The sequence below is a fragment of the Microbacterium sp. CIAB417 genome, from assembly GCF_022788845.1.
Map to the genome: position 1 here is coordinate 185,785 of NZ_JAHZUT010000003.1, position 24,914 is coordinate 210,698.

Consider the following 24,914-nt stretch of genomic DNA (forward strand, 5'->3'; position numbering starts at 1 on the left):
CCTGGCCGCAGGCGCCCGCATCCGCGACACTGAGCGCATGCGCACCCTCCGCACCCAGGTCTGCATCGCCGGGGGAGGCCCGGCCGGCATCATGCTCGGGCTGCTCCTCGCCCGTGCCGGGGTCGAGGTCGTCGTGCTCGAGAAGCACGCAGACTTCTTCCGCGACTTCCGCGGCGACACCGTCCATCCGTCGACCCTCGACATCATCGACGCGCTCGGGCTGCGTCAGGGCTTCGATGCCATCGAGCACCGGCCGCTCGACACGCTCGACGCGGTGGTCAACGGCGTGCGGCTGCATGCGATCGACTTCCGCACCCTCCGGGGTGCGAACCGCATCCTGACGCTCATGCCGCAGTGGGATCTGCTCGACCTCCTCGCCGACGCCGCCCGCCGTGAGCCCAGCTTCACGCTGTTGATGGGCGCGGACGTGACGGGTGTCGTTCGCGCACACGCGCGAGTGAGCGGCGTGCACGCCACGACGGATGCCGGCCCCCTCCGCGTCGATGCGGCGCTCGTGGTCGCCGCCGACGGGCGCGGCTCGACTCTGCGCGACGCCGTCGGTGTGGCGCCCGTGGCGACCGGTGTCGGCATCGACGTCCTGTGGTTCCGCCTCCCCGAGCCCGTGACGCCCATGCCCGACACGCTCGCCTGGCTCGCCGGCAGCGGCATGCTCATCACGATCCCTCGGCCGGGATACTTCCAGTGCGGACTCGTGGTGGGCAAAGGCTCGTTCGGTGCGATCCGCGAGGAGGGCATCGACGCGTTCCGGATGCGGGTGGCGCGCACTGCGCCACCGATCGCGTCCGAACTGGATGCCGTCGCCTCCTTCGACGACGTGAAGCTGCTGTCGGTCGAGATCAACCACCTGCGGCGGTGGTGGCGGCCCGGCCTGCTGTTCATCGGCGATGCGGCACACGCCATGTCGCCCGCGTTCGGTGTCGGCATCAACTACGCGATCCAGGATGCGGTCGCCGCAGCCCGCTTCCTCGTCCCCGCGCTCGACGACGGCGCGGGCGCGATCGACCGCGCGTGCGCCGCGCTACAACGCCGCAGAGCCCTGCCCACCCGCGCGATGCAGCGGCTTCAGCAGGTCGTGCACCGCGCGATCGGGCGCCCGCGGCCCCGCATCCTGCACAATCCGCCGACGCGCCGGGAACGCATCGTGCTGCGCATCGCGATTCCGATCGCGCGCCGTCTGCTGCCGCGCCTGGTCGGCTACGGCTTCCGGCCCGAGCGCATCGCGCCGGACGAGCGTCCTACGCTGGCTGTGTGAGTGACGACTACCGTTCCCGTCTGCGTCCCCTGCTCGAGGCGGCTTCCGAGCGAGCGGCCGATGTGCTGCAGCGGATGGCCGATGCGAGCGAGGGGCGACACGACATCGTGATCGAGGTGTTCCTCGAGCAGGATGCGGAGGGTCCCTTCACGATCATCGCCCGCTTCGACGGGCCGGACGACTTCGCCCTCGACCGGCGCTTCGACGACGAGCGCGGCGTGTTCGACGTCATCTGGGGCGAGACGGGCTGGGAGCCGAATGTGCCCGAGCGTCCCGATGAGTGGACGTTCGACGACCTCGAGACGGTGCTCGTCGAACTGGCGGCCGAGTGGCTCGCCCCCGTCATCCCCGCCGAGCCCGAAGGGATCCGCTGGGAGGTCGCTTCGCCAGAGGGCGGAACGGACAGCATCCCGCTGCAACCGCGTCGAGCGCGGAGCTGAGCAATGACGGACTCTCTCATTCCTCGCGCCCGCGTCCCGCTGGCTGACGGCTACGAGATCGACACCGATCATGACAGCCTCGATCTCGAGCGGGTTCACGAGTGGCTGTCGACCGACGCGTTCTGGGCGATCGGGCGCTCCTTCGACGTGGTGCAGCGTGCGGCGGCTGCATCCGTCAACTTCGGCGTGTACGACCCGACGGGTGCGCAGGTCGGTTATGCCCGGCTCGTCACCGACGGCGTGACCTTCGGATGGCTGTGCGACGTGTACGTGGCGCCCGACGAGCGCGGTCGCGGACTGGGCAAGGCGCTGGCATCCGCCGTGGTGGATGCGACGCGCCCGCTCGGTCTGAAACGCCTCATGCTCTCGACCCTCGACGCGCACGAGCTCTACGCCCGCGTGGGCTTCGAACCGTTTCCCGACCCCGACCGACTCATGGTCATCGGTGCCTCATGACCGGGGCGGAAGTCACGCCGACCAGCCGGGAAACCGCCCCGCACTACGTCTGGGGCGAGGTGTCCGAGGGATGGCGTCTGGTCGACGATCCCGGGCTCTCGGTCATCGAGGAGCGGGTACCCGCGGGTGCGGGGGAGCAGTGGCACGTCCACGACACCGCGCGGCAGTTCTTCTACGTCCTCGAAGGGCGCGCGTCCCTGCACACAGCGGACGGGGTGGTCGAGTTCTCGGCTGGCGAGGGCGTCGAGGTTCCGGCCGGCGTCCCGCATCGCTTCGCCAACCCCGGACCCGTGGATGTTCGTTTCCTGGTGGTGAGCGCACCCTCGACGCGCGGTGATCGCCGAGCGGTCGACGAACCGTAAAGAACCCGACCCGCCGAATCACACGGCCGCGGCTCGCGCGCCGCATCCGTCGGCCTGCGAGGATGCATACGACCGTTTCCGTCGAAAGGACCCGCATGAGAACGCGCTCCGACCTCTCCTCCGTGCACCGCGCCGGCGGGTACGCGATCGCCGCCGGCACGCTGTTCGCCGCTGTCGGTGCCGCGGCCTGGACCACGGTCACGAGCCAGCTGCGTGCCGAGAAGATCACCGTGCCGCCCAACGCGCCCGCGCTCGCTGGAGCCCCCGTCCAGGGGCCGGTCTCCGCCTACATCGAGGCGCAGGTCATCAAGGGCAACGCCGAGCGCGGTGCCGGTGGTCGCACCTACGCCGACATCAGCGCGGCGCTGCAGAAGGTCGAGAAGGGGAGCCAGGAGGAGACGGACCTGCGCAAGCAGAGCGCCGCCCTCTCCACCGCATCCGCCCTGCGCACCTCGCTGTTCACGTCGGTGCTCGCCTACGGCGTCGCAGCCTTCGCCGCGGGTATGGGCGCGCTGCTCGTGGTGGTCGGCGGGCAGCTGCGGCGCGCCGGACGCTGAGGCGACAGCATCCGCGGCTGGTAAATTCTCCGAGGCGATCACCGCTGCGGCACTCGGTGCCCGGGTTCCCGATCGCCGTCTCGATCCCGCCTTCCGCGAGAGGACTCCCGCATGACGGATACCCAGATCTTCGAGCCCGACCACCGCGCCATCCCGTTCGCGGTCGAGGGTGACGGCCCCGGACTCGTCCTGCTGCCGGCGCAGGGCCTGAACATCGGCTACCTCGAGGCGCTCGGGCACTCCGTCGCGCAGGAGGACTTCCGCGTCGTGCGCATCGGCACGCGTCGCCCCTCGGATGTGGGCGTCTCACTGCACGATCTCGCGCAAGACGTCGTCGACGTGCTCGATCACCTCGGCATCGACCACGCGTGGATCGGCGGACATGCCTTCGGTGGCACCGTCGCGCGCCTGGTCGCGATCGACCACCATGACCGCGTGAACGGCGTCCTGCTGCTCGGTGTCGAGGGTGCGGCCGGCTCCGACGAGCTCGACCTCTCCGACGCCCCGGAAGAGCTTCGCGACGCGGAGGTCGACGGCCTGCAGCGCGCAGCTCGCGAGGCGCTGGGCGAGCTTCCCGCGCTGGCCGCCGGTGTGCCCGTGCTCGTGGTGCAGGGCGCAGACGACCGCATCACGCCGCCATCGAACGGGGAAGATCTGCGCGCCTCCTCGCCCGAGCTGGTGAGCGTCGTGAACGTCGACGGCGGCAAGCACCTCTTCCCGGCGACGCACACGGGCGCCGTGTCGTGGGCGATCGAGGACTACCTCGACTGGGACTGACCGGATGCCTCGCTGAGGGCCGGCGCGTCTGCGGACGCCCGGCCCTTCGTTGTGCCTCCTGCCCCCCATCGCTGGAGGGCAGGGCACGCGTGCCCGAACTCCTGCAGATCGGGGTTCGGCCGGCTGCCGGGGGTCGCGCGCTGCATTCTGCAGGAGTTCGGCCGTGCGTCCGCGCGTCGGTAATCCGGAGCGAGACGGAAGGCAGAGGCGCGCACAACTCAGTCGGTGCCGTCCCTTTCGGTACCGTGCGGTGCCGTGCACCCCGGCTCTGGCTGGATTGTGTCGCGCGGCCGCGATCTGCCGCGCATCCGCGGATCCATCCGCGCCCGAACTCCTGCAATCCGCTCGCAGAGGGCCTCATGGAGGCCGATGCATCGGGTTCTGCAGGAGTTGGGATGAGCTCCGGGGGTGATCCGCGCCGGTCGACGGGGCGGCCTGCCGCGGTGACCCGCGGCAGAATGAGCCCATGGCCGCCGCATCCGGGAGCTCCGTCGACGAGGTCGCCGTCGCGCTGTACCGGCTGCCGCCCGACGCGTTCACCGCCGCCCGAGACGAGAAGGCGGCGACGGCGGATGCGGTCGACGCCGCACGCATCAAGGCACTGCGCAAGCCGGTCGTCGCTGCGTGGGCGGTGAATCTCCTCGTGGCCGACGGGCAACTGGCCGAGGCCGTCGAGCTCGCCGCAGCGCTGCGCGAGGCGCAGGACGATCTGGATGCGGCCGAGCTCCGCCGGCTCGGCACCCAGCGCCGGCAGCTCGTGGCCTCTCTCGCGAAGCGCGCTGCCGCGCTCGCTGCGGAGGCCGGGCATCCGCTCGCCGCATCCGCCCGCGAGGCCGTCGCCCAGACGATCAACGCGGCCGTCATGGATGCGCGCGCCGCCGCGGCCGTGCTCACGGGCCGCCTGCGCAAGCCGCTGGATGCCGGCGCGCTCGACGACGTCGACGCGGCGGATGTCGTGGCGGGCTCGCCTCCCGGCGGTACGGTCGAGCGCCCCGCAGCCGATCCGGACGAACTCGCTGTGCGTCGTGCGCGCAAGGCCGCGGAACGCGCGGCGCGGGACGCAGAGCGCGCCGCCACGGCTGCGGAACGGGAGCGGTCGGCTGCCGAGGCCGCCGAGCGGACAGCGCGCGAGCAGGCCGATCTGGTGCACGAGCGGATCGCGGAGCTCCGCGCGCAGCTCGAGCGGCTCCAGTCGGATGCGGACGCAGCGGATGCCGAGCTCGCCCGTCGCGAGCAACGGCTGCGAGAGGCCGTATCCGCCGCGAAGGCAGCCGCGAACCACGCGCAGCGCGCCCGCGACGCGGTGCCGGAGTGACGCCTCCGCCTGGGAGAATCGAAGGATGACCGCAACGCTCGTCGCCCATCAGCTCGCCGGCGGCTACGGCCATCGCACACTGTTCGAGGGCGTCGAGCTGACCGTCGCCCCCGGCGATGTCGTCGGCGTGGTCGGTGCCAACGGCGCCGGCAAGTCGACGCTCTTGCGCCTGCTGGCGGGCGTCGACCAGCCGCAGGGCGGCAGCGTCTCGCTCGCACCCGCGGATGCCTTCGTCGGGTGGCTGCCGCAGGAACACGAGCGCGTGGTCGGTGAAACCGTGTCGGCGTACGTCGCGCGCCGCACGGGCTGCGCTCAGGCGACTGTGCAGATGGATGCGGCCGCCGCCGCTCTCGCCGACCCCGACGCCGTCGGAGCGGACGACGCGTACGCCACCGCGCTGGAGCGGTGGCTCGCGAGCGGCGCCGCCGATCTGGAGGAGCGTGTGCCGGCGGTGCTCGCCGACCTCGGACTCCACCTCGACGCCGACGCGCAGATGACCTCGCTCTCGGGCGGACAGGCCGCGCGCGTCGGCCTCGCGGCCCTCCTGCTGAGCCGCTTCGACATCGTGCTGCTGGACGAGCCGACCAACGACCTCGACCTGGACGGCCTCGAGCGGCTCGAGAGCTTCGTGCGGGGTCTCCGCGGCGGCGTCGTGCTCGTCAGTCATGATCGCGAGTTCCTCGCCCGCTGCGTCACGCGCGTGCTCGAGCTCGATCTCGCGCAGCACACGAACCGGCTCTACGGCGGCGGCTACGACGCGTACCTGGAGGAGCGCGCCACGGTGCGTCGGCACGCACGCGAGAAGTACGACGAGTTCGCCGACAAGAAGGCGGACCTCGTCGCCCGCGCCCGCACGCAGCGGGAGTGGTCGAGCCAGGGCGTGCGCAATGCGATGAAGAAGTCGCCCGACAACGACAAGATCAAGCGCAAAGCGTCGATGGAATCGAGCGAGAAGCAGGCGCAGAAGGTGCGCCAGATGGAGAGCCGCATCGCCCGGTTGGAGGAGGTCGAAGAGCCGCGCAAGGAGTGGCAGCTCGAGTTCACGATCGGTTCGGCACCGCGCTCCAGCACGGTCGTCGCGACCCTGTCGGACGCGGAGTTCCACCAGGGCGGCTTCGTTCTCGGACCGATCTCGCTCCAGGTCAATGCGGGTGAGCGCATCGGCATCACCGGGCCCAACGGCGCGGGCAAGTCGACTCTCCTGCGGGGCCTGCTGGGGCGTCAGCAGCCGGATATGGGGCGCGCCGCCCTCGGTGCGAACGTGCAGATCGGGGAGATCGATCAGGCCCGGGCGCTTCTGTCCGGCGCCCGACCGCTCGCCGAGGCATTCGGCGATCTCGTGCCCGAGATGGCCGCCGCCGAGGTGCGCACACTGCTCGCGAAGTTCGGGTTGAAGGCCGACCACGTCACGCGGGCGGTCGACGAGCTCTCGCCGGGCGAGCGCACGCGCGCCGCGATGGCGCTGCTGCAGGCGCGGGGCGTGAACCTGCTGGTGCTCGATGAGCCGACGAACCATCTCGATCTGCCCGCGATCGAGCAGCTGGAGCAGGCGCTCGAGTCCTACGAGGGAACGCTCCTGCTCGTGACGCACGACCGCCGAATGCTCGCCGCCGTCGACACCGACCGCAACTGGCGCGTCGAGGCCGGGCGGCTCACCGAGCTGTAGCGCGGGGCACGTATCGCGACGCGACGGCTCCCGAGCCGTACTCGATCCGTTCGGTCAGCTCCAGATCGAGCGGTTCGCTCAGTCCGTCGAAGAGTCTCGGGCCGTGACCGGTGACGCGCGGATGGACGACGAACTCGTACTCGTCGATGAGGCCCAGCTCGGCGAGAGCCGTGGGGAGCATCACGCCGCCGGTCGCGATGTCCGCATCCCGCTTCAGTGCGCGCACCGCGGTGGCCAGATCACCGCGCACGAGCTCGGCGTTCCAGTCGACGTCGGGCAATGTGCGCGACACCACGTACTTACGGGCGGCGTCGATCGTGCGGCCGAACGGCTGCATCCACTCAGGGAGAGCGTCGGATGCGGGCGGTCGCCACGCATCCTGCATCATCTCGTACGTGACGCGACCGAACAGCAGCACGTCCGCCCGCGCGATGTACTCCGCCGCGCGCCGGTGCAGCTCCTCATCCGGAATCGCGGAACGATGATCGACGCACCCGTCGAGCGTGACGTTGATCGAGTAGCGAAGCAGGCCCATGGCGTCAGGCTAGGACGCTCGGACGTTCGCGGCTAGCGTCCCTGGCGCTTCTTGTAGGGCTTCGGCTGCCCCTTCACGATGGGCGCGCGGCCCTTGCCCTTCGACGCCTTGGCCTTGCCGCCGCCGGGGCTCTTCGGGCGCACCGCCGCGGGCGCGTCCGCGATGCGCGCGCGAGCCTCGTCGAGCAGCAGTACGCCGGCGGGGGTAAGGCGGGTGGGTGCCTCGCGGATGACGAGCGGCTGCCCGACCTCCTCCTCGAGCTTGTCGACGGCGCTGTAGAGCGCGGGCAGGGCGATGCCCAGCGACTGTGCTGCGCGCGGGAAGTGCAGGTGCTCGGCGAGAGCGACGAACCTCACCAAATGCTCGAGCTTCATAGGGGCCTTCCGATCGCCGACGATCCATTGTCGCAGCAGGCCCTCGTGGGCCGTGTCGGCGGATGCTGCGAGGATCGACGCATGCCGATCTTCGATCACCTGGGAATCACCGTCGACGACGTTCCGAGCGCGATCGTGCAGTTCGACCCGATCATGGCCGCGCTCGGGTACACGCGGGCTGATGCCGAGACCTCGGTTTCCTGGTGGCGCGATGGCGAGACCGAACTCATCCTCATGCCTGCGCGCGAGAGCGGTTCCGGGCCCCACGTGCACGGCCGCGTCGGATGGCAACACCTGGCCTTCGCGGTCGACTCACGCGACGAGGTCGAGCGCCTGCACCTGATCGCTGTCGCGGCGGGGTGGGTCCCCGTGCGTGATCCGAAGGAGTATCCGCGTTTCACCGAGCGGTACTACGCGTCGTTCCTCGAAGACGCCAACGGCATCCGCATCGAGTTCATGCACAATCCGCCCCGCCACGAGGATTAGTCGGTCGGGAACGCCGCTCCCGTGAGCTCCTGCGACGCGGTCCAGATGCGGCGGGCTGCCGCGTCGTCACGCAGCGGCCGGTAGAGCCGTTGTTCGGCTGGAGCGCCGCCGACCCTTCCCGGGCCCGACGGGCCGTACAGATGGCCTCCGACCGCGTCCGCCGAGGTGGCCGCCAACAGGGCGGGAAGTGCTGCCGAGTCCGGTGTCCCGACGAAGAGCCCGCGTGCGGACATCCACCGGATCAGGCGCACGCCACGCGTGTCCGTGGCGCGTTCCAGTTCGGGACGAGCCGCCAGCAGACTCGTCGGCGCGACGCCGGGGTGCGAGAGCACACTCGTCACGACCCATCCGTGGGCGACGCTCTGTCGCTGGAGTTCACGGGCGAACAGTCCCAGCGCGATCGTCGACTGTCGGTACGAGGTCATCGCGTCGTAGCTGCGCTCCGCGTTCAGATCGTCCCAGCGGATGCGGCCGCTCGCCGCGGCCACGCTGATCTGCGAGACGATGCGTGCGTTTCCCTCGCGCGGGAGCGGGAGCAGCTGCGCGACCAGGGCGACGTGACCGAGGTGATTCGTTCCCCACTGCGACTCGAAGCCGTCCGCCGTGAGCTGCCGTGACGGCGGCGACATCAGGCCGGCGTTGTTGATCAGCAGGTCGCGGGGCGAGGTGGGCCTGCGCCCGCGGGCGACCAAGCGCTTCGTGCATCAGGAGCTGGGGGCGCTGGAGTTGGAATGCCAGACTCTGCTGAACCCGGCGCAGTCGCACTCGCTCCTCGTGTACACGGCGGCACCGGGCTCGGAGAGCGCCGAGAAGCTGCGGCTTCTGACGGTCATCGGCGCGAGGGTCTGAGTCGGGGGTCGATGTCTGAGGTCCCGCCTAGCGTGAAGGTATGGACGAGGACGACACCTTCGACGACGACCGCCGCATCGCGCGGTCGTGGGAGGCGCCGCCGTCCGGGTCCGATGAGCCCGATCTGATCGATCAGGTCGTGGGCATGGCATCGCTCGTGTCGTCGTTCGCCGCCCAGCGGGCGGTCGCGATCGCGGAGGCGCGTGCCGCTGCGCTCGTCGAGTCGGCCGCGCGCGGGGGAGACCGCGGCATCGCCGAGCGTTCGTTCCGACTCGAGATCTCGCAGGCTCTGCGCGTGACCGAGTCGACGGCCGAGCGCCTGGTGTCGCAGGCGGTCGCACTCACCGAGCGGTACGACGGCGTGCTCGACGCGTTGGGGCGCGGTGCGATCACCGAGCAGCACGCCCGCATCCTCGTCGACGCGGTCGACACGGCCGAGCCGCCGCTGCGCGCTGAACTCGCGTCGCTTTCGCTCGAACTCGCCGAGCGGATGCCGGTCGGTCAGTTCCGCGCCGCGGTCCGCGCCCTCGTCGAACGCGCCAGGGCTGTCTCGCTCGAGCAGCGCCACGACGACGCGGTGCGGATGCGGCGCGTCTCGGTCGAGGCCGACAGCGACGGCATGGCGTGGCTGTCCGCGTACCTGCCTGCGGTCGAGGCTCGGGCGATCTTCCACCGGCTGACGGCGATGGGCTCTGCCCTCCTGGCGGCGGAAAGGGACGACGTCGCCATCGGCGACCTCGCCGAGACCAGCGTCGGCGACGAGGTCGATGCAACCCTCGCGTCGCGAACGCTCGATCAGGTGCGCGCCGACCTGCTCGGCGATCTGCTCGTCGACGGCGAGGTGAGCGATCATCCCGAGACGGTGCGGGGCGTGCGCGCGACCGTCACCGTCACCGTGCCGGTGCTCTCTTTGCTCGACGATGACGCCGCGGTGAGCGCGCCTGCCGAACTCGACGGCGTCGGGCCGATCCCGATCCGCACCGCTCGCACGCTCTGCGGCTCCGCGGACGGATGGATGCGGGTGCTCACCCACCCCGAGACAGGCGTCGTGCTCTCGGTGGGGCGCACGCGGTACCGTCCGCCCGCCGACCTGCAGCGCCTCGTGCGTTGGCGGGCCGCGCACTGCACCGCCCCCGGGTGTCGGATGGCTGCCGATCGTTGCGAGATCGACCACACGGTGGCATGGGAGCACGGCGGCGAAACGCGCGCCGACAATCTCACCCCGCTGTGCAAGGGCCACCACACCGTCAAGCATCACGGCGGATGGCAGACCCGACAGCACCCCGATGGCGTGATCGTCTGGACATCACCCGCGGGTCGTCGCTACCGCGTCGAACCGGAGCGACGAACACCCCGCTTCGTCCCCGCATCCGCGGGGAGGGCGTCCGGGGCGCCCGAAGACGGCGGGCCGCCCTTCTGAGCGGTCCCGATCGTGCGGGTCAGAGATCCGAGAAGTCGTTGGCGGGCGCCTGCAGTTCGCGCACCGTGTCGCCGTCGAGGCCGAGCATCACGAACTGGATGCCGACGGAGCCGGGGTTCACCAGCGACTGGGTGCCGGAGATCTCCACCGAACCGAGATCCAGCCAGTCCGCGATGCCGTCGCCGTTCTGGTCGTAGCCGTCGCGGGCTCCCGCATCCATCGCTTCCGCTCGCGTCGAGCCGACGGAGATGCCTTCCTGCGTCGCCACCGGAACCCCGTGGAACATAGCGGTCGTCACCGCGACGTGTGCGGGGCCGTCGGGACCCGAGACGACGACGATCCCGTCGTAGTCGAATCGTTGCATCTGGAAGTTGTACCCGGGCAGGTCGTCGATCGGGGTCTGGACGGGATCTTCCTCGCTGATCGAGCGGAGGAGGATCTGGAGGTCGACCAGTTCGGTGTAGGAGACGACCTGAGTCTGTCCGTCGTGCTCGTACCCGATCGCCTGGATGCCGATCACCAGTCGAGCCGGTTCCGGCTCGGGCGTGGGGGTCGCATCTGTCGCGGTACCCGCGATGCCGGTCGGCACGGGCGCCGCCGGCGTCGCGGCGCAGCCGGAGAGCGCGACGATCGCCAGGGCGCCGGTGGAGAACAGGAGTGTCCGCTTCATGACTGCGACGGTACGACACCGATCGATCGACACGCGCGCATAGAAAAGTCACAGACTCATATCGGTCCGGGCAGCCTCGTGCTGCCTGCTGGGAGTCTTCTGAGGCACCTGTCACTGCCGGCGTGAACGATATATCGTGAAGTATCGTTCACGATCTGAGGAGGTCACGATGAGCAATCCATTCGCGGGTGCAGGATTCGGTGGCGGGCTGCCGGGAAGTCTCTGGGACGCCATGGAGCAGATGCGGTCCTCGGTCGACAAGCGTGTCGGCTTCCGGGTCGGCCGCGGCGACGTCCGCGCCGCCGTCCTGCTTCTGCTCGCCGAGCAGCCCATGCACGGCTACCAGATCATCAGTGAGATCGCCGAGCGCAGCGGCGGGGCGTGGAAGCCCAGCGCCGGTTCCGTCTATCCGACGCTGCAGCTGCTGGCCGACGAGGGACTGATCGTCGCCGAGGAGGCGGGCGGGCGCAAGACCTACTCGCTCACCGACGCGGGGGCAGCCGAGGCGGAGGAGGCCGCCGAGTCCGACGCGCCCTGGGAGGCGCCTGGGATGCGTGACAGCGGGCGCATGACGGCGCTGCCGAAGGCCGGCATGGAACTCGCCCAGGTCGTCGCCCAGGTGGCCCGCACCGGTTCGCCCGAGCAGGTCCAGGCCGCGGTCGACGCGCTCGGCGAGACGCGCCGGCGCCTGTACGCGATCCTCGCCGAGGACTGAACCCGGTGCCGCCGGCAGGTGACGGCGGAGCGGACCCCGTCGTGACCGATACTCGGGCACGCTACAACCGGATCATCCGCTTCGCCGCACGCGCCCTCGTTCAGGTCTGGTGGTTCGAGCTCGTCCTGCCGCGCCTGGGGCTGACGCGCCTCGCGATGCGGCGCCAGCCGCAGCGGATGACGCGGCTGGCCCGCCGCTTCCACGCGCTCGCTCTCGAGCTCGGCGGTCTCATGATCAAGGTCGGGCAGTTCCTGTCGTCTCGACTGGACGTGCTGCCGCCCGAGATCACGAAGGAGCTCGAGGGGCTGCAGGACGAAGTGCCGCCCCTCCCGTTCGCGGCGATCCGCGCCGCTGCCGAAGCGGAGCTGGGCATGCCGCTCGAACGCGCCTACGCGAGCTTCGACGAGGCGCCGGTCGCCGCGGCCTCCCTCGGGCAAGCCCATCGCGCCCGCCTGCACGAGACCCTCGCGCAAGACGTCGGCTTCGCCGAGGTCGTCGTGAAGGTGCAGCGCCCCGGCATCGACGACATCGTCGAGGTCGACCTCGCCGCGCTCCGTCGCGTGGGCGGCTGGCTGCGGCGCATCCGCGTGGTGTCCGAACGCGTCGACGCGCCGGCGCTGGTCGAGGAGTTCGCCGCCACGAGCCTCGCCGAGACCGACTACCTCCACGAGGCGACCTGGGCGGAGCGTTTCGCCGCCGACGTCGCTGAGGAGCCGCGCGTCGACGCCCCCGTCGTGGTGTGGGAGCGCGTCACACGCCGCGTCCTCACCCTGGCGGACGTCACGGCCATCAAGATCTCGGATGCGGACGCCCTCCGGGCGGCGGGCATCGATCCGGCGCAGGTGGCGAAGCTCTTCGCCCGGGTCATGTTCGATCAGCTGTTCCGCCGCGGGTTCTTCCACGCGGATCCCCACCCCGGGAACGTCTTCGTCACGCCGGATGCCGCCGTGGAGGGCGGGTTCCGCCTGACGTTCATCGACTTCGGGATGATGGGAGAGGTGCCCGACACTCTGCGCGACGGCCTCCGCGGCCTCCTGATCGCCGTCGCTGCCCGCGACAGCAAGCGCCTGGTCGAAGGGATCGGCAAGGTCGGCGTACTCCTGCCCGACGCGGACACGGTCGAACTCGAACGCGCGATGACCACACTGTTCGCGCGGTTCGGCGGCATGGGATTCGCCGAGCTGCGCGACGTCGACCCGAGGGAGTTCCGCGAGTTCGCCGAGCAGTTCGGCGACGTCACCCGTGAGATGCCGTTCCAGTTGCCCGAGAACTTCCTGCTCATCATCCGTTCGATGTCGATCACCTCGGGAGTGTGCAGCACGCTCGACCCCGCGTTCAACGTGTGGGACGCGGTCGAACCGTACGCATCCGAGCTGTTGCGGGCGGAGAGCGGCAACCTGATGCGCGACATGCTCGGTGAGGTGGCGTCGGTCGCCGCGATCACCGCGCGCCTGCCGCGGCGCGCGGACGCCCTCATCACGCGCCTCGAAGAGGGACGCCTCACGGTGGACTTCTCGCGTCTCGAGCGACGCTTCGCGCGCACGGAGAAGCTGGCGGCGCGTGCCATGAGCGGGGTCATCTTCTCCGGCACGCTCATCGCGGGCGTTCTGCTGCGACCCTCCGACGAGGTTTTCGGATCTGTCCTCATGCTGCTGTCGCTCCTGCCGCTCGGACACGTCGTGCTGACCGGATGGTTCGGCAGGCGCTGACGCGGCCATCGTCACGCGCACGCTACGGTGGGGCCATGCCTCGCGCCCGATCCTTCGACGAAGAGCTCTTCCTCGACGCGGTCACCGAACAGTTCTGGACCCGTGGGTATCGGGGCTCAGCGCTGACCGATCTCTCAGCCGCGACCGGTGTGGCCAACGGGAGCCTTTATCAGGCGTACGGCAGCAAGTGGGCGCTGTTCCTCCTGATCTTCCGGCGCTACTGTGCCGGTCGCGTCGACTTCGTCGACGCCGCCCTCGCTCCCGGGCGGGACGTGGCCGACACTGTCCGCGCCTACCTCGCCGCCGTGCGCGCCGATTGCGCGGCGCACCCGGACCGTCGCGGTTGCCTCATGCTGAACACGATCGCCGAACTCGGCTCCGACGACGAGGTCGCACGCATCGTCGCCGGCACGCTGACGCAGATGGAGCGGCGCATGGCCCATGCTCTGGCCGAGGCGGCCGGTCGCGACCGATCCGATGAGGCGGTGGTCGCCGCGGCGGCCAACGTCGTCGCTCTGTCGCAGTCGCTCATCCAGCTCTGGCGAATCGGCCGCGATGAGGCAGAACTCGCCCGCATGAGCGAGCAGGTCGCCCTCGCTGCGTCGGGAGTGCTCGCCGTCTGATCGGATCAGCGGATCGCGATCGCCGCCTCGGGCGTCGCGACGCGGAAGCTCAGGCTCTCGATGAGGTACAGCTCGACCGCATCGCGGCTGTGCGCCGTGTACCCGAGCGAGATGTCCTGGCCGGACTCCAGGATGAAGTCGCCGCCGCGAAGGCTCACGACGACGGCACCCGTGATGCCGGGCGTCCACACCACCGGACCGCCGAGAACGCGCTCCAGGTGCCGCTGCAGCACGGCTCCTCCCGCGTCGCTTCCGCCGGAGATCTCCGTCCACGTCGCCGTATCGACGGCGAGACCGTAGGGTCCGCCGACGCCGGCGCCCGACAGTGTCGCGATCGCCTCGGCCACCAGGGGAGCGAGCTGACCCGGGTCTCCGGCCCCGCTGAGCGGCGCATGCGGTGACGACGGGACGATGCCGACGAACCCCGCAGCATCCCAGCCGTGGAAGACCGCGGCATTCTCCGCACTCGCGAGCGCGACGGCCGCTTCGTCCAGTGGTGTCAGGTCAGTGTCGACGGCACCGCGGGCGTCGTCGTCGAGCTCGCTGCGCGACAGTGCGAAGTCCGCGCGCAGCTCGGCGAGCGGCAGCACCTGGCGCGCACGACCCGTGACGCCCGGGAACGGTGTCGAGCAGCTCGTTCCGACGCGTCCGAGCGTCGTCGCCGAGTGCTGCCAGCCGAGCGGGCCGACGAAGTCGACCAGGTGCCGGGCACCGAGCGCCGGCTGCAGCCGCGTGCGTGCCTCGTCGTCCAGGGTGTCCCAGGTCGCGTCGGTGATGGGCGCGAGGTCGCGATAGAGGTGATCCATGTGAGTCCTTCCGATCGTCAGGAGCGCCCGCCGATGCCGAGCGAGGAGTCCGCGGCCCGCGGGGGAGGCGTCGTCGCGGCGGGGGTCTTCGGGGCTGCGTCGTCGAGCCCGTCCAGCACGTCGGGGCGCGGCGCGAAGAACACGCTGCCCGTCACGGCGGATGAGAAGTCGAGCAGTCGATCGTGGAGCCCGGGCGGGTCGCCGATGAACATCCGCTCGAGCATCCGCTGGATCACCCAGAGGTCCCGGCAGCACCCGATGAAGTACGTGCCGAACTCGGCGGCGCCGGGGCGGCCGAACGGCATGTTGTCTCGGAGGATGTCGTGCTCGACACCCTCGTCGTCGACGATCGTCGCCAGGGTCTTATGGGCCTTCTGCCCGCTCGTCGCATCGTCGAGCTCGATGTTGTCGGCCTTCGACCTGCCCATGATCGCCTCCTGCGCCTCGGTCGGCAGCGCGCGCCAGGCGGAGAGGGGATGCAGGTACTTCTGCGTCACGATGTACGTGCCGCCCGCGTGGTCGGGGTCCTCGTCGCCGACGAGCACGGTGTCGGCGATGTCGTCGCCGACCGGGTTGGCGGTCCCGTCGACGAATCCGAGCACGTCTCGTCGGTCGAAGTAGCGGAAGCAGGCCGTCTCGTCTTCTGTGATGACAGCGTCGCCGAGCGCGTCCATGAGCTGCCGCTCGAACTCGAAGCAGATGTCGGCGCGGTCGGCGCGGATGTGGAACAGCAGGTCGCCCGCCGTCGCGGGTGCGGTGTGCGCTTCGCCGACGATGGGGGCGAACGGCCGGAGCTGGGCGGGGCGCGGCGTGCCCACCAGGCGCGGCCAGATCTCACTTCCGATCCCGACGGTGCAGGTGAGTGTCGCCGAGGGATCGCGGAACGCGACGGCCTTGATGGTGCCCGACAGATCCGCCAGGACGCCGCGCACACGGGACAGCGCATCCACTCCGGCAGCCACCCGCAGGACCAGGAACACGGCGTGCGTCGACAGCGGCGAGCCGAACTGCTGCACGGCTCCCGGCACGAATGAGGAGGGGTCGGCGCGGCGAACGCTCTCGGCCATCGGTTTCCCTTCCGACGGCCGCGGGAGCACCGTCCTCGTAAGTATGACGCGACCTGGCGTGGGAGCGCTTCGACACCCGACGAACCTCCGCCCGACACCTGGTGAGGGCTCGGCCGGCATCCGGGGATGCGGACGGAATGCGCAGGGGATGTGGAGCGCCCGCTCCATCACGTACATTCGTCTCTGCGGGGAGGAGAGCCATGGAACGAGAACGCGTCGCGCTGGGCGACTATCTGCGTGCCCGACGCAATGTCCGCCAGCCCGAAGAGGTGGGCCTCGAGCGCGCACCGGGCCGGCGCGTTCCGGGCTTGCGGCGCGACGAGGTCGCGCAGCTGGCCGGCATCAGTGCGGAGTACTACCTTCGTCTCGAGCAGGGGCGCGGTGCGCGACCCTCCGACCAGGTGCTGCGCGCACTCGCGGGCGTTCTCGGTCTGGATGCGGAGTCCCGCGCCTACCTCGGACGCCTCGCCGCCAGCACCCCCGCGCTGCCGGCCCCCGAGGATGCGGCGGTCGCCGACCAGATCGCGCGCGTGCTGGCGCAGTGGACCCACACACCCGCCTACATGTCGGACCGGCACCGTGACGTCGTCGTGGCCAATCCGCTGGCCGCAGCCTTCGGCTTCGGGGGATTGGCTGCGGGCCAGAATGTCGTGATCAACCTCTTCAACGACCGCATGAAACGCACGCTCGACCCGTGGGAGTCCATGACCAGGGCCGCCGTCGCGACCCTCCGGCGTGACGCGGATCCGGACTCGCCGCGGCTGAAGGAGATCATCCAGGAGCTCTCGCACGACGAGGACTTCGTGCGTATCTGGGAACGGCACGACGTCTCGGGGCCGGAAGACGCGCAGATCTCGATCATCGTGGAGGGGCTCGGAACGCTCGAGGTCGAGATCCAGAACTTCGGCGTGCGCTCCCTCCCGGGCTACATCATGACCGTCATGGCAGCACCGCCGCAGTCGCTGGCGGCCGCTGTCTTCTCACGGCTCGTCGAGCGGTTGACGGCGACGGAAAGTGGTACTACGCGGGCCTCCCAGCCCTCTGGACACCCTGGGTAGCGTTCCGGGTGTCGATCCTCACGAAGGAGCACCCATGACGTTTCCCCCCACGTCTTCCCCCGTCGGAGCGGGTCTTCCGCAATGAACCTGCAAGACGTCGTCGACGAGCTGGCCGAGACCCTCGGCCGTTCGGTCGTCATCAACGACCTCGCCTACCGTCCCGTCGCGGCGTCCGCGCAGGGCGACGAGATCGACGAGGTCCGGGCGCGCGCCCTGCTTCGTCGGCAGACCGCTCCGAACGAGCGGGCGTACCTGGAGAGCCTGCGGCTGCTGCAGTCGCGGCGCCCGCTCACGATCGACCTGACCCGCGTCAACGCCCGTGAGCGACTGGCCATCCCGATCTGGACGGACGACGAGCCGGTGGGCGTTCTGTGGCTGATCACCGGCGGGATGCCCGCCCTCACCGAGCGCGACTACCGCGCGATCGACGCGGCCGTCGCTGTCTCGCGCGACCTGTTGATTACCCACTCGCGCACGGCCACGGTGTCGGTGCGCACCGCCGTCATGCGAGACCTGCTCGCCGCGGACGTGCTCGCCCGGCGGGATGCCCTCACGGCCGCGGTGCGTTCGTACGGCGTGGAACGCGGACCCGGCAGCGTCGTGCGCGCGGTGGCGGTCGGTTACGACACGGGCGTGGTGCAGCGGGCGGCGCTCGGGCGGGCGCTGGAGAGCCTGCCCGGGGTGCGCCTCACGTTCCTGGGGGAGGACGGGGCCTCGTTGCTCTTTCTCGGGCAGGCGTCCGACACCGATGCGACGGATGCGGCGATCGCTGCCGAGACGGCAGCGGCGGATGTGCTTCTTCGCGCCATCGGCTCCGCCAGCCTCACGCGTGAGGACAACGACCTGCGCGAGGTCGCCGATCGGGCCATCGCGGCCGCGGCTGTCGCCGAGGTGCTTCCCTCGCTGGGCGGTCGGGCCGCCGCGGAAGAGATCGGACCCTGGTTGCTGATCTCCGACATCATCGCCGACCCGAGCCGGCTCGCCCGGTTCTCGCCCGCGGCGCACGTGCTGCTGAACGACACCGATCCGTTGCGCCGGCACACGATCGAAGCGTTCCTGGACGGCGCGGGCCGCGTGCGCGAGGTCTGCGATGTGCTGCACATCCACCGCACCACGCTCTACTACCGACTCGAGAACATGCCGGAGCCGGTGCGCGAGGCGCTCGATGACGGCTTGTCGCGCAGCACGCTACATCTCGCGCTGAAACTCGCCGCCTACTGGGAGCACTCGGGGAGGATCTGATGGCCGGCAGCGTGGTCACGACCTCCGACGGCGTGCGGCTGCGAGTGTCGGACACCGGCGGGGGCGGCGTACCTCTCGTCATGCTGCACGGCTGGGGCCAGACAGCGGCGCTCTTCGAGGGCCAGCTGGGCGGGCTCGCCAACTCACGCAGGGTGATCGCGTACGACATGCGCGGTCACGGCCTCTCCGACAAGCCGGATCACGGCTACCGGATCGCGCGACTCGCTGCCGACCTCCGCGACGTGCTGGACGCGCTCCGGATCGAGCGCACGGACCTTCTCGGGTGGTCCATGGGCGCCTCCGTCATCTGGTCGTACCTCGAGCTGTTCGGCTCCGCCCGCGTGCGCTCGCTCGTCCTGGTCGACCAGCCCGCCGCGGTCATCGCGTGGCCGTGGACCACGGCGGAGCGCTCGGCCGAGACCGGAGCGATCCTGCCGATCGACGGGCTGACCCGGCTCGCCGCATCCATCGCCGTGGATGAGAACGGTGACGTCGTGCAGCGCTTCGTCAGGTCCATGTTCAGCGAACCGGTCGATGAGGGTGTCTGGCGCGTGGTGTCGGAGCAGATCCGGCACACGCCCGTGCACGCCGCCCTCCCGCTGCTGGTCGATCACGCCGCGCAGGACTGGACCGACGTGCTCGGACGTATCGATGTCCCGGTGCTCGTCATCGGCTGCGAGGGAAGCCATGTCGACGTCCGTTCGCAACGCGAGCTGGCCGCGCGCATCCCGGGCGCCCTCGTGCACGTGTTCGGGCGGGATGCGGCGTCGTCGCACTTCCCGTTCCTCGAGGCGACGGACGCCTTCAACGCTCTCGTGGACGCATTCCTGTGCGGTGTGGCGCGCGACGCTTCGACAGGCGTCGAGACAAGAGGGGACACCCGGTCGCAGCTTCCGCGGCCCGCACACGTCTAGCGTCGAAGCGATCAGATGCGAGACGAGGTGATCGTGGTGGCCGAGATGCCGACGATCGTGCTGGTGCACGGTGCATTCGCGGACGGGGCGAGCTGGTCGCCCGTCGCGTTGCGGCTCCAGGGCGCCGGTTTCGAGGTGAGGGTGCCCGCCATCTCCAACCGGAGCCTCGCCGCCGACGCCGACTACGTCAGCGCGTTCGTCTCCCGCATCCCTGGTCCCGTCGTCCTCGTCGGCCACTCCTACGGTGCAACCGTGGTCGGAGTCGCCGGTCGCCGTGAAAACGTCGCCGCCGTGGTCTTCGTGAGCGGGTACGTGCTGGACGAGGGCGAGAGCGCGGCGGAGATCCACGCGCGGTTTGCCGCGGCGCCCGCGGTCGAGTTCTTCCGAGAGGTCGCCTACCCGGAACTCGGCGACGGCACGCGCCGTGACATCTCGGTGGACGAGCGGGAGTTCGCCTTCCTCGCCGCCGCCGGCCTGCCCGACGACGAAGCCGACGTGCTCGCCGTGACCCAGCGCCCGCTCGATGCCGCGGTCCTCAGCGAGCCGGCTCAGGCGGCGGCGTGGCGGACGACACCCGCGTGGGGTGTGATCGGCCTCGCCGACCGCGTCGTGAATCCCGATGCCCTGCGGTGGGCTTACGAGCGCGCCGGAGCCCGCCAGATCCTCGAACTGGACGGTCCGCACCTGCTGATGCACACCCACCCGGCCGAGGTCGCGGCGCTCATCGTGCGTGTGGCAGCGACCCTCGCCTGAACGCAGCGCGCGGGCCTGTCAGTCCCGCAGCAGAGACTGCCAGTCGGCGGGGACCCGATCGGCGGGACCGGGCGCGGGCTGCGACACGGGGTGAGAGTGGGCCGGTGCCAGCTCGGGACCCGAGGCCATCGTCTCGGACTCGTAGTCCCAGAACCAGTCCTCGCCGGGCTCGAAGCTCTGCATGATGCGATGCCCGGTGGTGCGCCAGTGGGCTGTCGCGTGTTTGCCGAGCGAATCGTCGCAGCACCCGACATGGCCGCAGGCGGCACAGCGGCGCAGATGCAGCCACCAGCTGCCGGTCTGCTCGCACTCGACGCATCCGGTGCCGCTGGGCGGCACATCCGTTCTGATCTGAGCCGAATCGTTCATGCCTGTGCCTTTCTCGCTCGCATCATCGTGGCGGCCACCACCGTAGCGATGAACACCAGCGCTGCGAAGATCAGAAGGACCACCGTCTGGTCGACGAAGGTCAAGAAGACGCCGACGGCGAGAACCGGGAGCGCCAGCCCGCAGTAGGCGATCAGGAAGATGAGCGCGAGCGTCTCGCCGCGCCGCGCCGGGTCCGCCAGGGCCGACGCCGTCGCGATCGAGGCCTTGAACAGCAGCCCGACGCCCACGCCCGACACCACGCCGCCGACGAGGAAGAGTGCGAGGTTCGGCAGAACGGCGCCCGCGGCGACGAGAACGAGTCCTACGGCGCACGCGAGTCGGGCGATGCCCAGCTGCACGCGCACGGGCACCCGTGCGAGCAGCACCTGCGCCGCGGCCGCCGCGCCGAAGACGGAGAACGTCGTCGCGCCGGCCACGAGATGATCGTGCTGGTCGAAGGTGCCGGCGAGGAAGGTCGGGGCGAGAGAGGTGAACAGGCCGAACAGAGCGAAGCCGGCGAAGGCGCCGAAGCCCGCGGCGATGAAGATCCGGCGGGATGCGGGCGGCGCCGCCAGGCGCTGCGGACGATACGCGGGGCGCGGCTCCGGCGTCGCCACGGTCTCGGGGACGGCCAGCAGTGCGACCGCCGCGAGCAGCAGCACGACGAGGAAGACCGCGTGGGGGAGCACGAGCGGATCGGGCAGGAACTCGGCGAACAACCCGCCGATGAGCGGACCCAGAGCGAGGCCCCCGATGTTCGCCGCTCCCGCGACGGATGCCGCCACGATCGCGTTCTCGTCGGGCCGCGCCGCCTGACGAAGCTCACCGAGGTGCGCCGTCGCCGTAGCGGTCAGGATCCCGACGCTCACGCCGTTGACCAGCCGCGCGGCGATCAGCCCAGGCACGCTCATCACGGCGAGGAACATGACCGCGGAGACGGCGGATACGAGCACGGCGATCACGAGCATCCGTCGCCGCCCGGTCCAGTCGCTGATGTGACCGAGGAAGAACAGGCTGAAGACGACACCCACCGCATACGCCGCGAAGATCACCGTCACGATCGACACGGGGAAGTGATCGAGCTCCTGGTACAGCGGATACAGCGGGGTCGGCACCGTCGAGTACGCCATCACCAGCAGGAAAGCGATCGCGACGACCCAGAATCCCGCCCCGTGGGACACCTTACGACTGCTGCTGCGCACCTGCGACATGCTCCGCCTCCCCGGCCGTCCGTCTGCACGGCCACATCCCTCACAGGCTAGAGCCGGGCGCGGGCGCGGGGTGCGACTCGTGTCGAGCATCGCCTCGACACGGGTGCCGTGCGCCCTCGGCGCAACGCGGCAGACTTCGATGGGAGCAGAGGGTTCTGCGCCGCCGGCGGCGGCGCTACCCTGAGCCAACGACGAGACGGAGACGGTCATGGCGGAGTTCACACGCGGATTCGGCGGGCGGCGACGGGAGTCCGACCCGAGACTCCCACCCGGTCAATACCTCACAGCGGACTTTCCCGTCCTGTCGGCCGGACCCACCCCGCGCATCCCGGAGAGCGAGTGGTCGTTCTCGATCCGCGCCGAGTCGGGCCAGGTCACCTCGTGGAGCTGGTCCGAGTTCCTCGCCCTTCCCTCCGAGGACGTCCACACCGACATCCACTGCGTGACGCGCTGGTCCAAGCTCGACACCACGTGGCGCGGCGTCTCCGTCGACACGCTGTTCGCCGGCATCGACACCTCGTACGAGTACGCCATGGCGCACTCGTACGGCGGCTACACGACCAACGTGCCCATGGCGGACCTGCGCGGAGGGAAGGCGTGGATCGCCTACGCGTTCGACGGAAAGCCTCTCGATCCCGAGCACGGCGGCCCGGCGCGTCTGCTCGTGCCGCACCTGTACTTCTGGAAGAGCGCCAAATGGGTGCGCGGGCTGAGCATGCAGAAGCACGACGACCCGGGATTCTGGGAGCAGAACGGCTACAACCTGCACGGCGACCCGTGGACAGAGGAACGCTACTGGTGAGAACCAGCGACTGGCTCGCCGCGCGCGTCGCCGCCGCCGTCCCCGACACCGCCCACGGTCGCGTGCTGACCCTCGCCGTACCCGGATGGCCGGGCAACGCTCCCGGACAGCATCTCGACATCCGCCTCACGGCACCCGACGGTTACCAGGCCGAACGGTCGTACTCCATCGCCTCGTCCGGCCCAGGGGAGAGCGTCGAGATCGCCGTCGACGAGATTCCCGAGGGGGAGGTGTCGCCCTACCTGGTCCGCGTCGCGGAGCCGGGCGACGCGCTCGAGGTCAAGGGCCCGCTCGGCGCCTACTTCGTCTGGGACGCCGCCGACCCGTCGCCCGTGCAGCTGATCGCGGGCGGCTCCGGCATCGTGCCGCTGCTCGCGATGGCGCGCGCACGTGCCGCGGCGGGCACCGGCGCGCCGTTCCGGCTGCTGTACTCGGTGCGCACGGCGGCCGATGCGCTGTACCGGGACGAGGTCGAACGGCTGGGAGCAGCCGGGCTGGATGTGACCTGGGCCTACACCCGCCAGGCGCCCACCGGATGGCCCGGACGCGTGGGACGGCTCGATGCCGAGCACATCGCGCAGGCCACGTGGATGCCGGCGCAGCATCCGCTGACCTTCATCTGCGGCCCGACGAGCTTCGTCGAGGCCGCCGCCGATGCGATGGTCGCGGCGGGACACGATCCCGCTCGCGTGAAGACCGAGAGGTTCGGAGGAGCCTGATGGACAGCACGCCGCACGTCCGACCCGACCCGCGCCGCGTCGCCCAACGCGTCGACGGCAATGCGCTCGCCGGCATGCTGGACGCCTTCGCAGGCCTCGACCCGGCCCTTCTCCTGCTCACGTGCGGTCACTGCGGCCGCAGTGCCGCCCTCGCCGAGTGGTCCGTGGAGATGGATGCGGCGGCAGCCATCGTGCGCTGTCGCGGCTGCACGCGCACGTTCGCGACGATCCTCCGCCGTGACGGCCGCATCGAAGTGCGCGCCGCCGGAGGATCGGTCTCCACCCCGTCGGCCGTCTGACGAGCCCTCGACTCCTGTCGGGGGACAGGCGTCGGATGCGGCCGGTAGCGTCGCACGCATCCGACGCCGAACGACGGCCGAAACGAGGGAGAGAGCATGCGACTCGAACGAACCGGAATGGTGTCCATCGACCTGACGGGTAAGACGGCCCTGGTGACGGCGTCGTCGGCGGGCATCGGCTTCGCGATCGCGCTGCGCCTGGCGGAGGCGGGAGCCGAGGTCATCGTGAACGGTCGCAGCGAAGAGTCCGTCGCGCGCGCCGTCGCCGAGATCAACGCGCAGGTCGAAGACGCGGCGCGCGGCATCGTGGCCGACGCGGCCGATGAAGCCGGGGCGGCGACGCTGGTGGCGGAGACGGGACGCGTCGACGTGCTCGTGAACAACCTGGGGATCTTCGAGGCCGCCGAGGCTCTGGAGATCGACGACGCCGCCTGGCGGCGCTTCTTCGAGACGAATGTGCTCTCCGGCGTGCGTCTCACGCGCGAGCTGCTGCCGCAGATGATCCAGCGGGGCTGGGGTCGCGTGCTGAACATCGCGAGCGATTCGGCCGTCGTCATCCCCGCCGAGATGATCCACTACGGCACCTCGAAGACCGCGGTGCTCGGAGCCTCGCGCGGGTTCGCGAAGGCTGCCGCGGGGACGGGCGTCACGGTGAACTCCGTGATCGCCGGGCCCACGCACACCCCCGGCGTGGAGCAGTTCGTGGCGCAGGTCGTCGGTCGAGATCTGCCGTGGGACGAGGCGCAGCGTGAGTTCATGCGCACGGCTAGGCCGCAGTCGCTGCTGGGGCGCCTCATCGAGCCGAACGAGATCGCCAACATGGTCGTCTACCTCGCCTCGCCCCTCGCGTCGGCGACGACGGGGGCGGCGGTCCGCGTCGACGGCGGTTACGTGGACTCGATCGTTCCCTGAGCGGGCAGCGCCTCGACGATCCGCGCGACCACCTCGGTCACGCTGTCGCGCGTCGAGACCGTCACACCCCACTCGTCGGCCTCGAGCGGCTCGAGCGTGTCGAGCTGCGAGGCGAGCAGAGCCACCGGCATGAAGTGGTCGGTGCGTGCCGCCATCCGCCTTGCGAGGGTGGCCTCGTCGAGTTCGAGCGCCGCGAAGAAGATCGGCTCTGTGGCCTCGGCGCGGATGAGATCGCGATACCGGCGGCGCAGCGCCGAGCAGGCGATGACGACGGGGCCCGCCTCGCCCGCCGTCGTGAAGGCGAGCCCGACGCGACCGAGCCACGGCGCGCGATCCTCGTCGGTCAGCGGCACGCCGGCGGCCATCTTGGCCCGTGCCGCATCGTCGTGAAGGTCGTCGGCGTCGAGATAGACGCCGCCGAGGCGCGCGGCGAGCGCGAGCGCGACCGTCGACTTTCCCGCGCCCGAGACGCCCATGACGACGATCCGCATCCGACCCGTCTCGCTCATACGCTCGAGCCTATGGCCGCCGAGTC

General features: G+C 70.6%; 30 protein-coding genes and 1 pseudogene. 22 read left to right on the top strand and 9 right to left on the bottom strand.

What is annotated here, in order from left to right:
* Positions 1–37 precede the first annotated feature (37 nt).
* The 8 genes from KYX17_RS13165 to abc-f all read left to right on the top strand — a co-directional run bounded on the left by KYX17_RS13165 (position 38) and on the right by abc-f (position 6,846).
* Positions 38–1,273, top strand: a complete 1,236-nt coding sequence (locus tag KYX17_RS13165) for an FAD-dependent oxidoreductase (protein ID WP_243227445.1) — start codon at positions 38–40, stop codon at positions 1,271–1,273.
* Complete coding sequence (locus tag KYX17_RS13170; RefSeq protein WP_243227446.1) at positions 1,270–1,713, top strand: DUF6389 family protein; 444 nt, start codon at positions 1,270–1,272, stop codon at positions 1,711–1,713. Before KYX17_RS13165 ends, KYX17_RS13170 begins: the two co-directional genes overlap by 4 nt.
* Positions 1,714–1,716: 3 nt before the next feature.
* On the top strand, positions 1,717–2,169 hold the full coding sequence (locus KYX17_RS13175; protein ID WP_243227447.1) for a GNAT family N-acetyltransferase: 453 nt from the start codon (positions 1,717–1,719) through the stop codon (positions 2,167–2,169).
* Positions 2,166–2,531: a cupin domain-containing protein gene (locus KYX17_RS13180; protein ID WP_243227448.1), complete on the top strand. Its 366-nt coding sequence runs from the start codon at positions 2,166–2,168 to the stop codon at positions 2,529–2,531. Before KYX17_RS13175 ends, KYX17_RS13180 begins: the two co-directional genes overlap by 4 nt.
* A 95-nt stretch (positions 2,532–2,626) precedes the next feature.
* The gene (locus KYX17_RS13185; protein ID WP_243227449.1) at positions 2,627–3,088 is read left to right on the top strand and encodes an aromatic ring-opening dioxygenase LigA; all 462 of its coding nucleotides are present in this window, start codon (positions 2,627–2,629) and stop codon (positions 3,086–3,088) included.
* Between the two features lie 111 nt (positions 3,089–3,199).
* Positions 3,200–3,865: an alpha/beta fold hydrolase gene (locus tag KYX17_RS13190; RefSeq protein WP_243227450.1), complete on the top strand. Its 666-nt coding sequence runs from the start codon at positions 3,200–3,202 to the stop codon at positions 3,863–3,865.
* 466 nt (positions 3,866–4,331) lie between these two features.
* A complete protein-coding gene (locus KYX17_RS13195; RefSeq protein WP_243227451.1) occupies positions 4,332–5,180 on the top strand; it encodes a transposase in 849 nt (282 codons plus the stop codon).
* Positions 5,181–5,205: 25 nt separating this feature from the next.
* Complete coding sequence (gene abc-f / locus KYX17_RS13200; protein WP_243227452.1) at positions 5,206–6,846, top strand: ribosomal protection-like ABC-F family protein; 1,641 nt, start codon at positions 5,206–5,208, stop codon at positions 6,844–6,846.
* On the opposite strand, the gene KYX17_RS13205 is transcribed toward abc-f, so the two are convergent.
* Positions 6,833–7,381, bottom strand: a complete 549-nt coding sequence (locus tag KYX17_RS13205; RefSeq protein ID WP_243227453.1) for a dihydrofolate reductase family protein — start codon at positions 7,379–7,381, stop codon at positions 6,833–6,835. The two genes, abc-f and KYX17_RS13205, sit on opposite strands and share 14 nt — an antisense overlap.
* Before the next feature lie 32 nt (positions 7,382–7,413).
* A complete protein-coding gene (locus KYX17_RS13210) occupies positions 7,414–7,854 on the bottom strand; it encodes a LysR family transcriptional regulator (protein WP_243227454.1) in 441 nt (146 codons plus the stop codon).
* On the opposite strand from KYX17_RS13210, the gene KYX17_RS13215 reads away from it, so the two are divergent.
* Positions 7,837–8,241, top strand: a complete 405-nt coding sequence (locus tag KYX17_RS13215; RefSeq protein ID WP_243227455.1) for a VOC family protein — start codon at positions 7,837–7,839, stop codon at positions 8,239–8,241. The two genes, KYX17_RS13210 and KYX17_RS13215, sit on opposite strands and share 18 nt — an antisense overlap.
* Here the strand turns inward: KYX17_RS13215 and KYX17_RS13220 are convergent.
* A complete protein-coding gene (locus tag KYX17_RS13220; RefSeq protein ID WP_308220886.1) occupies positions 8,238–8,933 on the bottom strand; it encodes an SDR family oxidoreductase in 696 nt (231 codons plus the stop codon). The genes KYX17_RS13215 and KYX17_RS13220 overlap by 4 nt on opposite strands.
* On the opposite strand from KYX17_RS13220, the pseudogene KYX17_RS13225 reads away from it, so the two are divergent.
* Positions 8,905–9,090 (top strand): annotated as a pseudogene (locus tag KYX17_RS13225) (transcriptional regulator); the annotation flags it as partial. The gene KYX17_RS13220 and the pseudogene KYX17_RS13225 sit on opposite strands and share 29 nt — an antisense overlap.
* 40 nt (positions 9,091–9,130) lie before the next feature.
* Positions 9,131–10,510: an HNH endonuclease signature motif containing protein gene (locus tag KYX17_RS13230; RefSeq protein WP_243227456.1), complete on the top strand. Its 1,380-nt coding sequence runs from the start codon at positions 9,131–9,133 to the stop codon at positions 10,508–10,510.
* A gap of 19 nt (positions 10,511–10,529) precedes the next feature.
* Here KYX17_RS13230 and KYX17_RS13235 read toward each other — a convergent pair whose 3' ends face one another.
* The gene (locus KYX17_RS13235; protein ID WP_243227457.1) at positions 10,530–11,180 is read right to left on the bottom strand and encodes a hypothetical protein; all 651 of its coding nucleotides are present in this window, start codon (positions 11,178–11,180) and stop codon (positions 10,530–10,532) included.
* A gap of 169 nt (positions 11,181–11,349) precedes the next feature.
* Between KYX17_RS13235 and KYX17_RS13240 the strand changes: the two genes are divergently transcribed.
* From KYX17_RS13240 to KYX17_RS13250, 3 genes are read left to right on the top strand one after another with little or no spacing between them, the layout of a single operon-like run.
* Positions 11,350–11,895 carry a PadR family transcriptional regulator gene (locus KYX17_RS13240; RefSeq protein WP_243227458.1) on the top strand — a complete coding sequence of 182 codons (546 nt, stop codon included), beginning with the start codon at positions 11,350–11,352 and terminating at the stop codon, positions 11,893–11,895.
* 41 nt (positions 11,896–11,936) lie between these two features.
* Positions 11,937–13,604, top strand: a complete 1,668-nt coding sequence (locus tag KYX17_RS13245; protein WP_243227459.1) for an AarF/ABC1/UbiB kinase family protein — start codon at positions 11,937–11,939, stop codon at positions 13,602–13,604.
* 35 nt (positions 13,605–13,639) lie between these two features.
* Complete coding sequence (locus KYX17_RS13250) at positions 13,640–14,227, top strand: TetR/AcrR family transcriptional regulator (RefSeq protein WP_243227460.1); 588 nt, start codon at positions 13,640–13,642, stop codon at positions 14,225–14,227.
* Between the two features lie 5 nt (positions 14,228–14,232).
* Here KYX17_RS13250 and KYX17_RS13255 read toward each other — a convergent pair whose 3' ends face one another.
* Together KYX17_RS13255 and KYX17_RS13260 are read right to left on the bottom strand one after the other, a co-directional pair.
* Entirely contained in the window at positions 14,233–15,033 is an 801-nt protein-coding gene (locus KYX17_RS13255) for a family 1 encapsulin nanocompartment shell protein (RefSeq protein WP_243227461.1), read from the bottom strand.
* A gap of 17 nt (positions 15,034–15,050) precedes the next feature.
* Positions 15,051–16,100 (bottom strand): Dyp-type peroxidase, encoded by a 1,050-nt coding sequence (locus KYX17_RS13260; protein ID WP_243227462.1) that lies wholly within the window; start codon positions 16,098–16,100, stop codon positions 15,051–15,053.
* A 200-nt stretch (positions 16,101–16,300) separates the two neighbouring features.
* Between KYX17_RS13260 and KYX17_RS13265 the strand changes: the two genes are divergently transcribed.
* The 4 genes from KYX17_RS13265 (at position 16,301) to KYX17_RS13280 (ending at position 20,067) form a co-directional block, all read left to right on the top strand.
* Positions 16,301–17,158 carry a helix-turn-helix transcriptional regulator gene (locus KYX17_RS13265; protein WP_243227463.1) on the top strand — a complete coding sequence of 286 codons (858 nt, stop codon included), beginning with the start codon at positions 16,301–16,303 and terminating at the stop codon, positions 17,156–17,158.
* Between the two features lie 81 nt (positions 17,159–17,239).
* Positions 17,240–18,400, top strand: a complete 1,161-nt coding sequence (locus KYX17_RS13270) for a helix-turn-helix domain-containing protein (RefSeq protein WP_243227464.1) — start codon at positions 17,240–17,242, stop codon at positions 18,398–18,400.
* Positions 18,400–19,314 (top strand): alpha/beta fold hydrolase, encoded by a 915-nt coding sequence (locus KYX17_RS13275; RefSeq protein WP_243227465.1) that lies wholly within the window; start codon positions 18,400–18,402, stop codon positions 19,312–19,314. Before KYX17_RS13270 ends, KYX17_RS13275 begins: the two co-directional genes overlap by 1 nt.
* A gap of 15 nt (positions 19,315–19,329) precedes the next feature.
* Positions 19,330–20,067: an alpha/beta fold hydrolase gene (locus tag KYX17_RS13280; RefSeq protein ID WP_243227466.1), complete on the top strand. Its 738-nt coding sequence runs from the start codon at positions 19,330–19,332 to the stop codon at positions 20,065–20,067.
* Positions 20,068–20,085: 18 nt separating this feature from the next.
* On the opposite strand, the gene KYX17_RS13285 is transcribed toward KYX17_RS13280, so the two are convergent.
* Both KYX17_RS13285 and KYX17_RS13290 read right to left on the bottom strand, forming a co-directional pair.
* Positions 20,086–20,436: a UBP-type zinc finger domain-containing protein gene (locus KYX17_RS13285; RefSeq protein WP_243227467.1), complete on the bottom strand. Its 351-nt coding sequence runs from the start codon at positions 20,434–20,436 to the stop codon at positions 20,086–20,088.
* On the bottom strand, positions 20,433–21,647 hold the full coding sequence (locus tag KYX17_RS13290; RefSeq protein WP_243227468.1) for an MFS transporter: 1,215 nt from the start codon (positions 21,645–21,647) through the stop codon (positions 20,433–20,435). The genes KYX17_RS13285 and KYX17_RS13290 overlap by 4 nt, the downstream gene beginning before the upstream one ends.
* Positions 21,648–21,855: 208 nt before the next feature.
* Between KYX17_RS13290 and KYX17_RS13295 the strand changes: the two genes are divergently transcribed.
* The 4 genes from KYX17_RS13295 (at position 21,856) to KYX17_RS13310 (ending at position 24,379) form a co-directional block, all read left to right on the top strand.
* Complete coding sequence (locus tag KYX17_RS13295) at positions 21,856–22,449, top strand: sulfite oxidase-like oxidoreductase (RefSeq protein ID WP_243227469.1); 594 nt, start codon at positions 21,856–21,858, stop codon at positions 22,447–22,449.
* On the top strand, positions 22,446–23,168 hold the full coding sequence (locus KYX17_RS13300) for an FAD-binding oxidoreductase (protein ID WP_243227470.1): 723 nt from the start codon (positions 22,446–22,448) through the stop codon (positions 23,166–23,168). Before KYX17_RS13295 ends, KYX17_RS13300 begins: the two co-directional genes overlap by 4 nt.
* Entirely contained in the window at positions 23,168–23,467 is a 300-nt protein-coding gene (locus KYX17_RS13305) for a DUF6510 family protein (protein ID WP_243227471.1), read from the top strand. The genes KYX17_RS13300 and KYX17_RS13305 overlap by 1 nt, the downstream gene beginning before the upstream one ends.
* Before the next feature lie 120 nt (positions 23,468–23,587).
* On the top strand, positions 23,588–24,379 hold the full coding sequence (locus tag KYX17_RS13310) for an SDR family NAD(P)-dependent oxidoreductase (RefSeq protein ID WP_243228185.1): 792 nt from the start codon (positions 23,588–23,590) through the stop codon (positions 24,377–24,379).
* Here KYX17_RS13310 and KYX17_RS13315 read toward each other — a convergent pair.
* A complete protein-coding gene (locus tag KYX17_RS13315) occupies positions 24,355–24,888 on the bottom strand; it encodes a gluconokinase (protein WP_243227472.1) in 534 nt (177 codons plus the stop codon). The two genes, KYX17_RS13310 and KYX17_RS13315, sit on opposite strands and share 25 nt — an antisense overlap.
* Positions 24,889–24,914 lie beyond the last annotated feature (26 nt).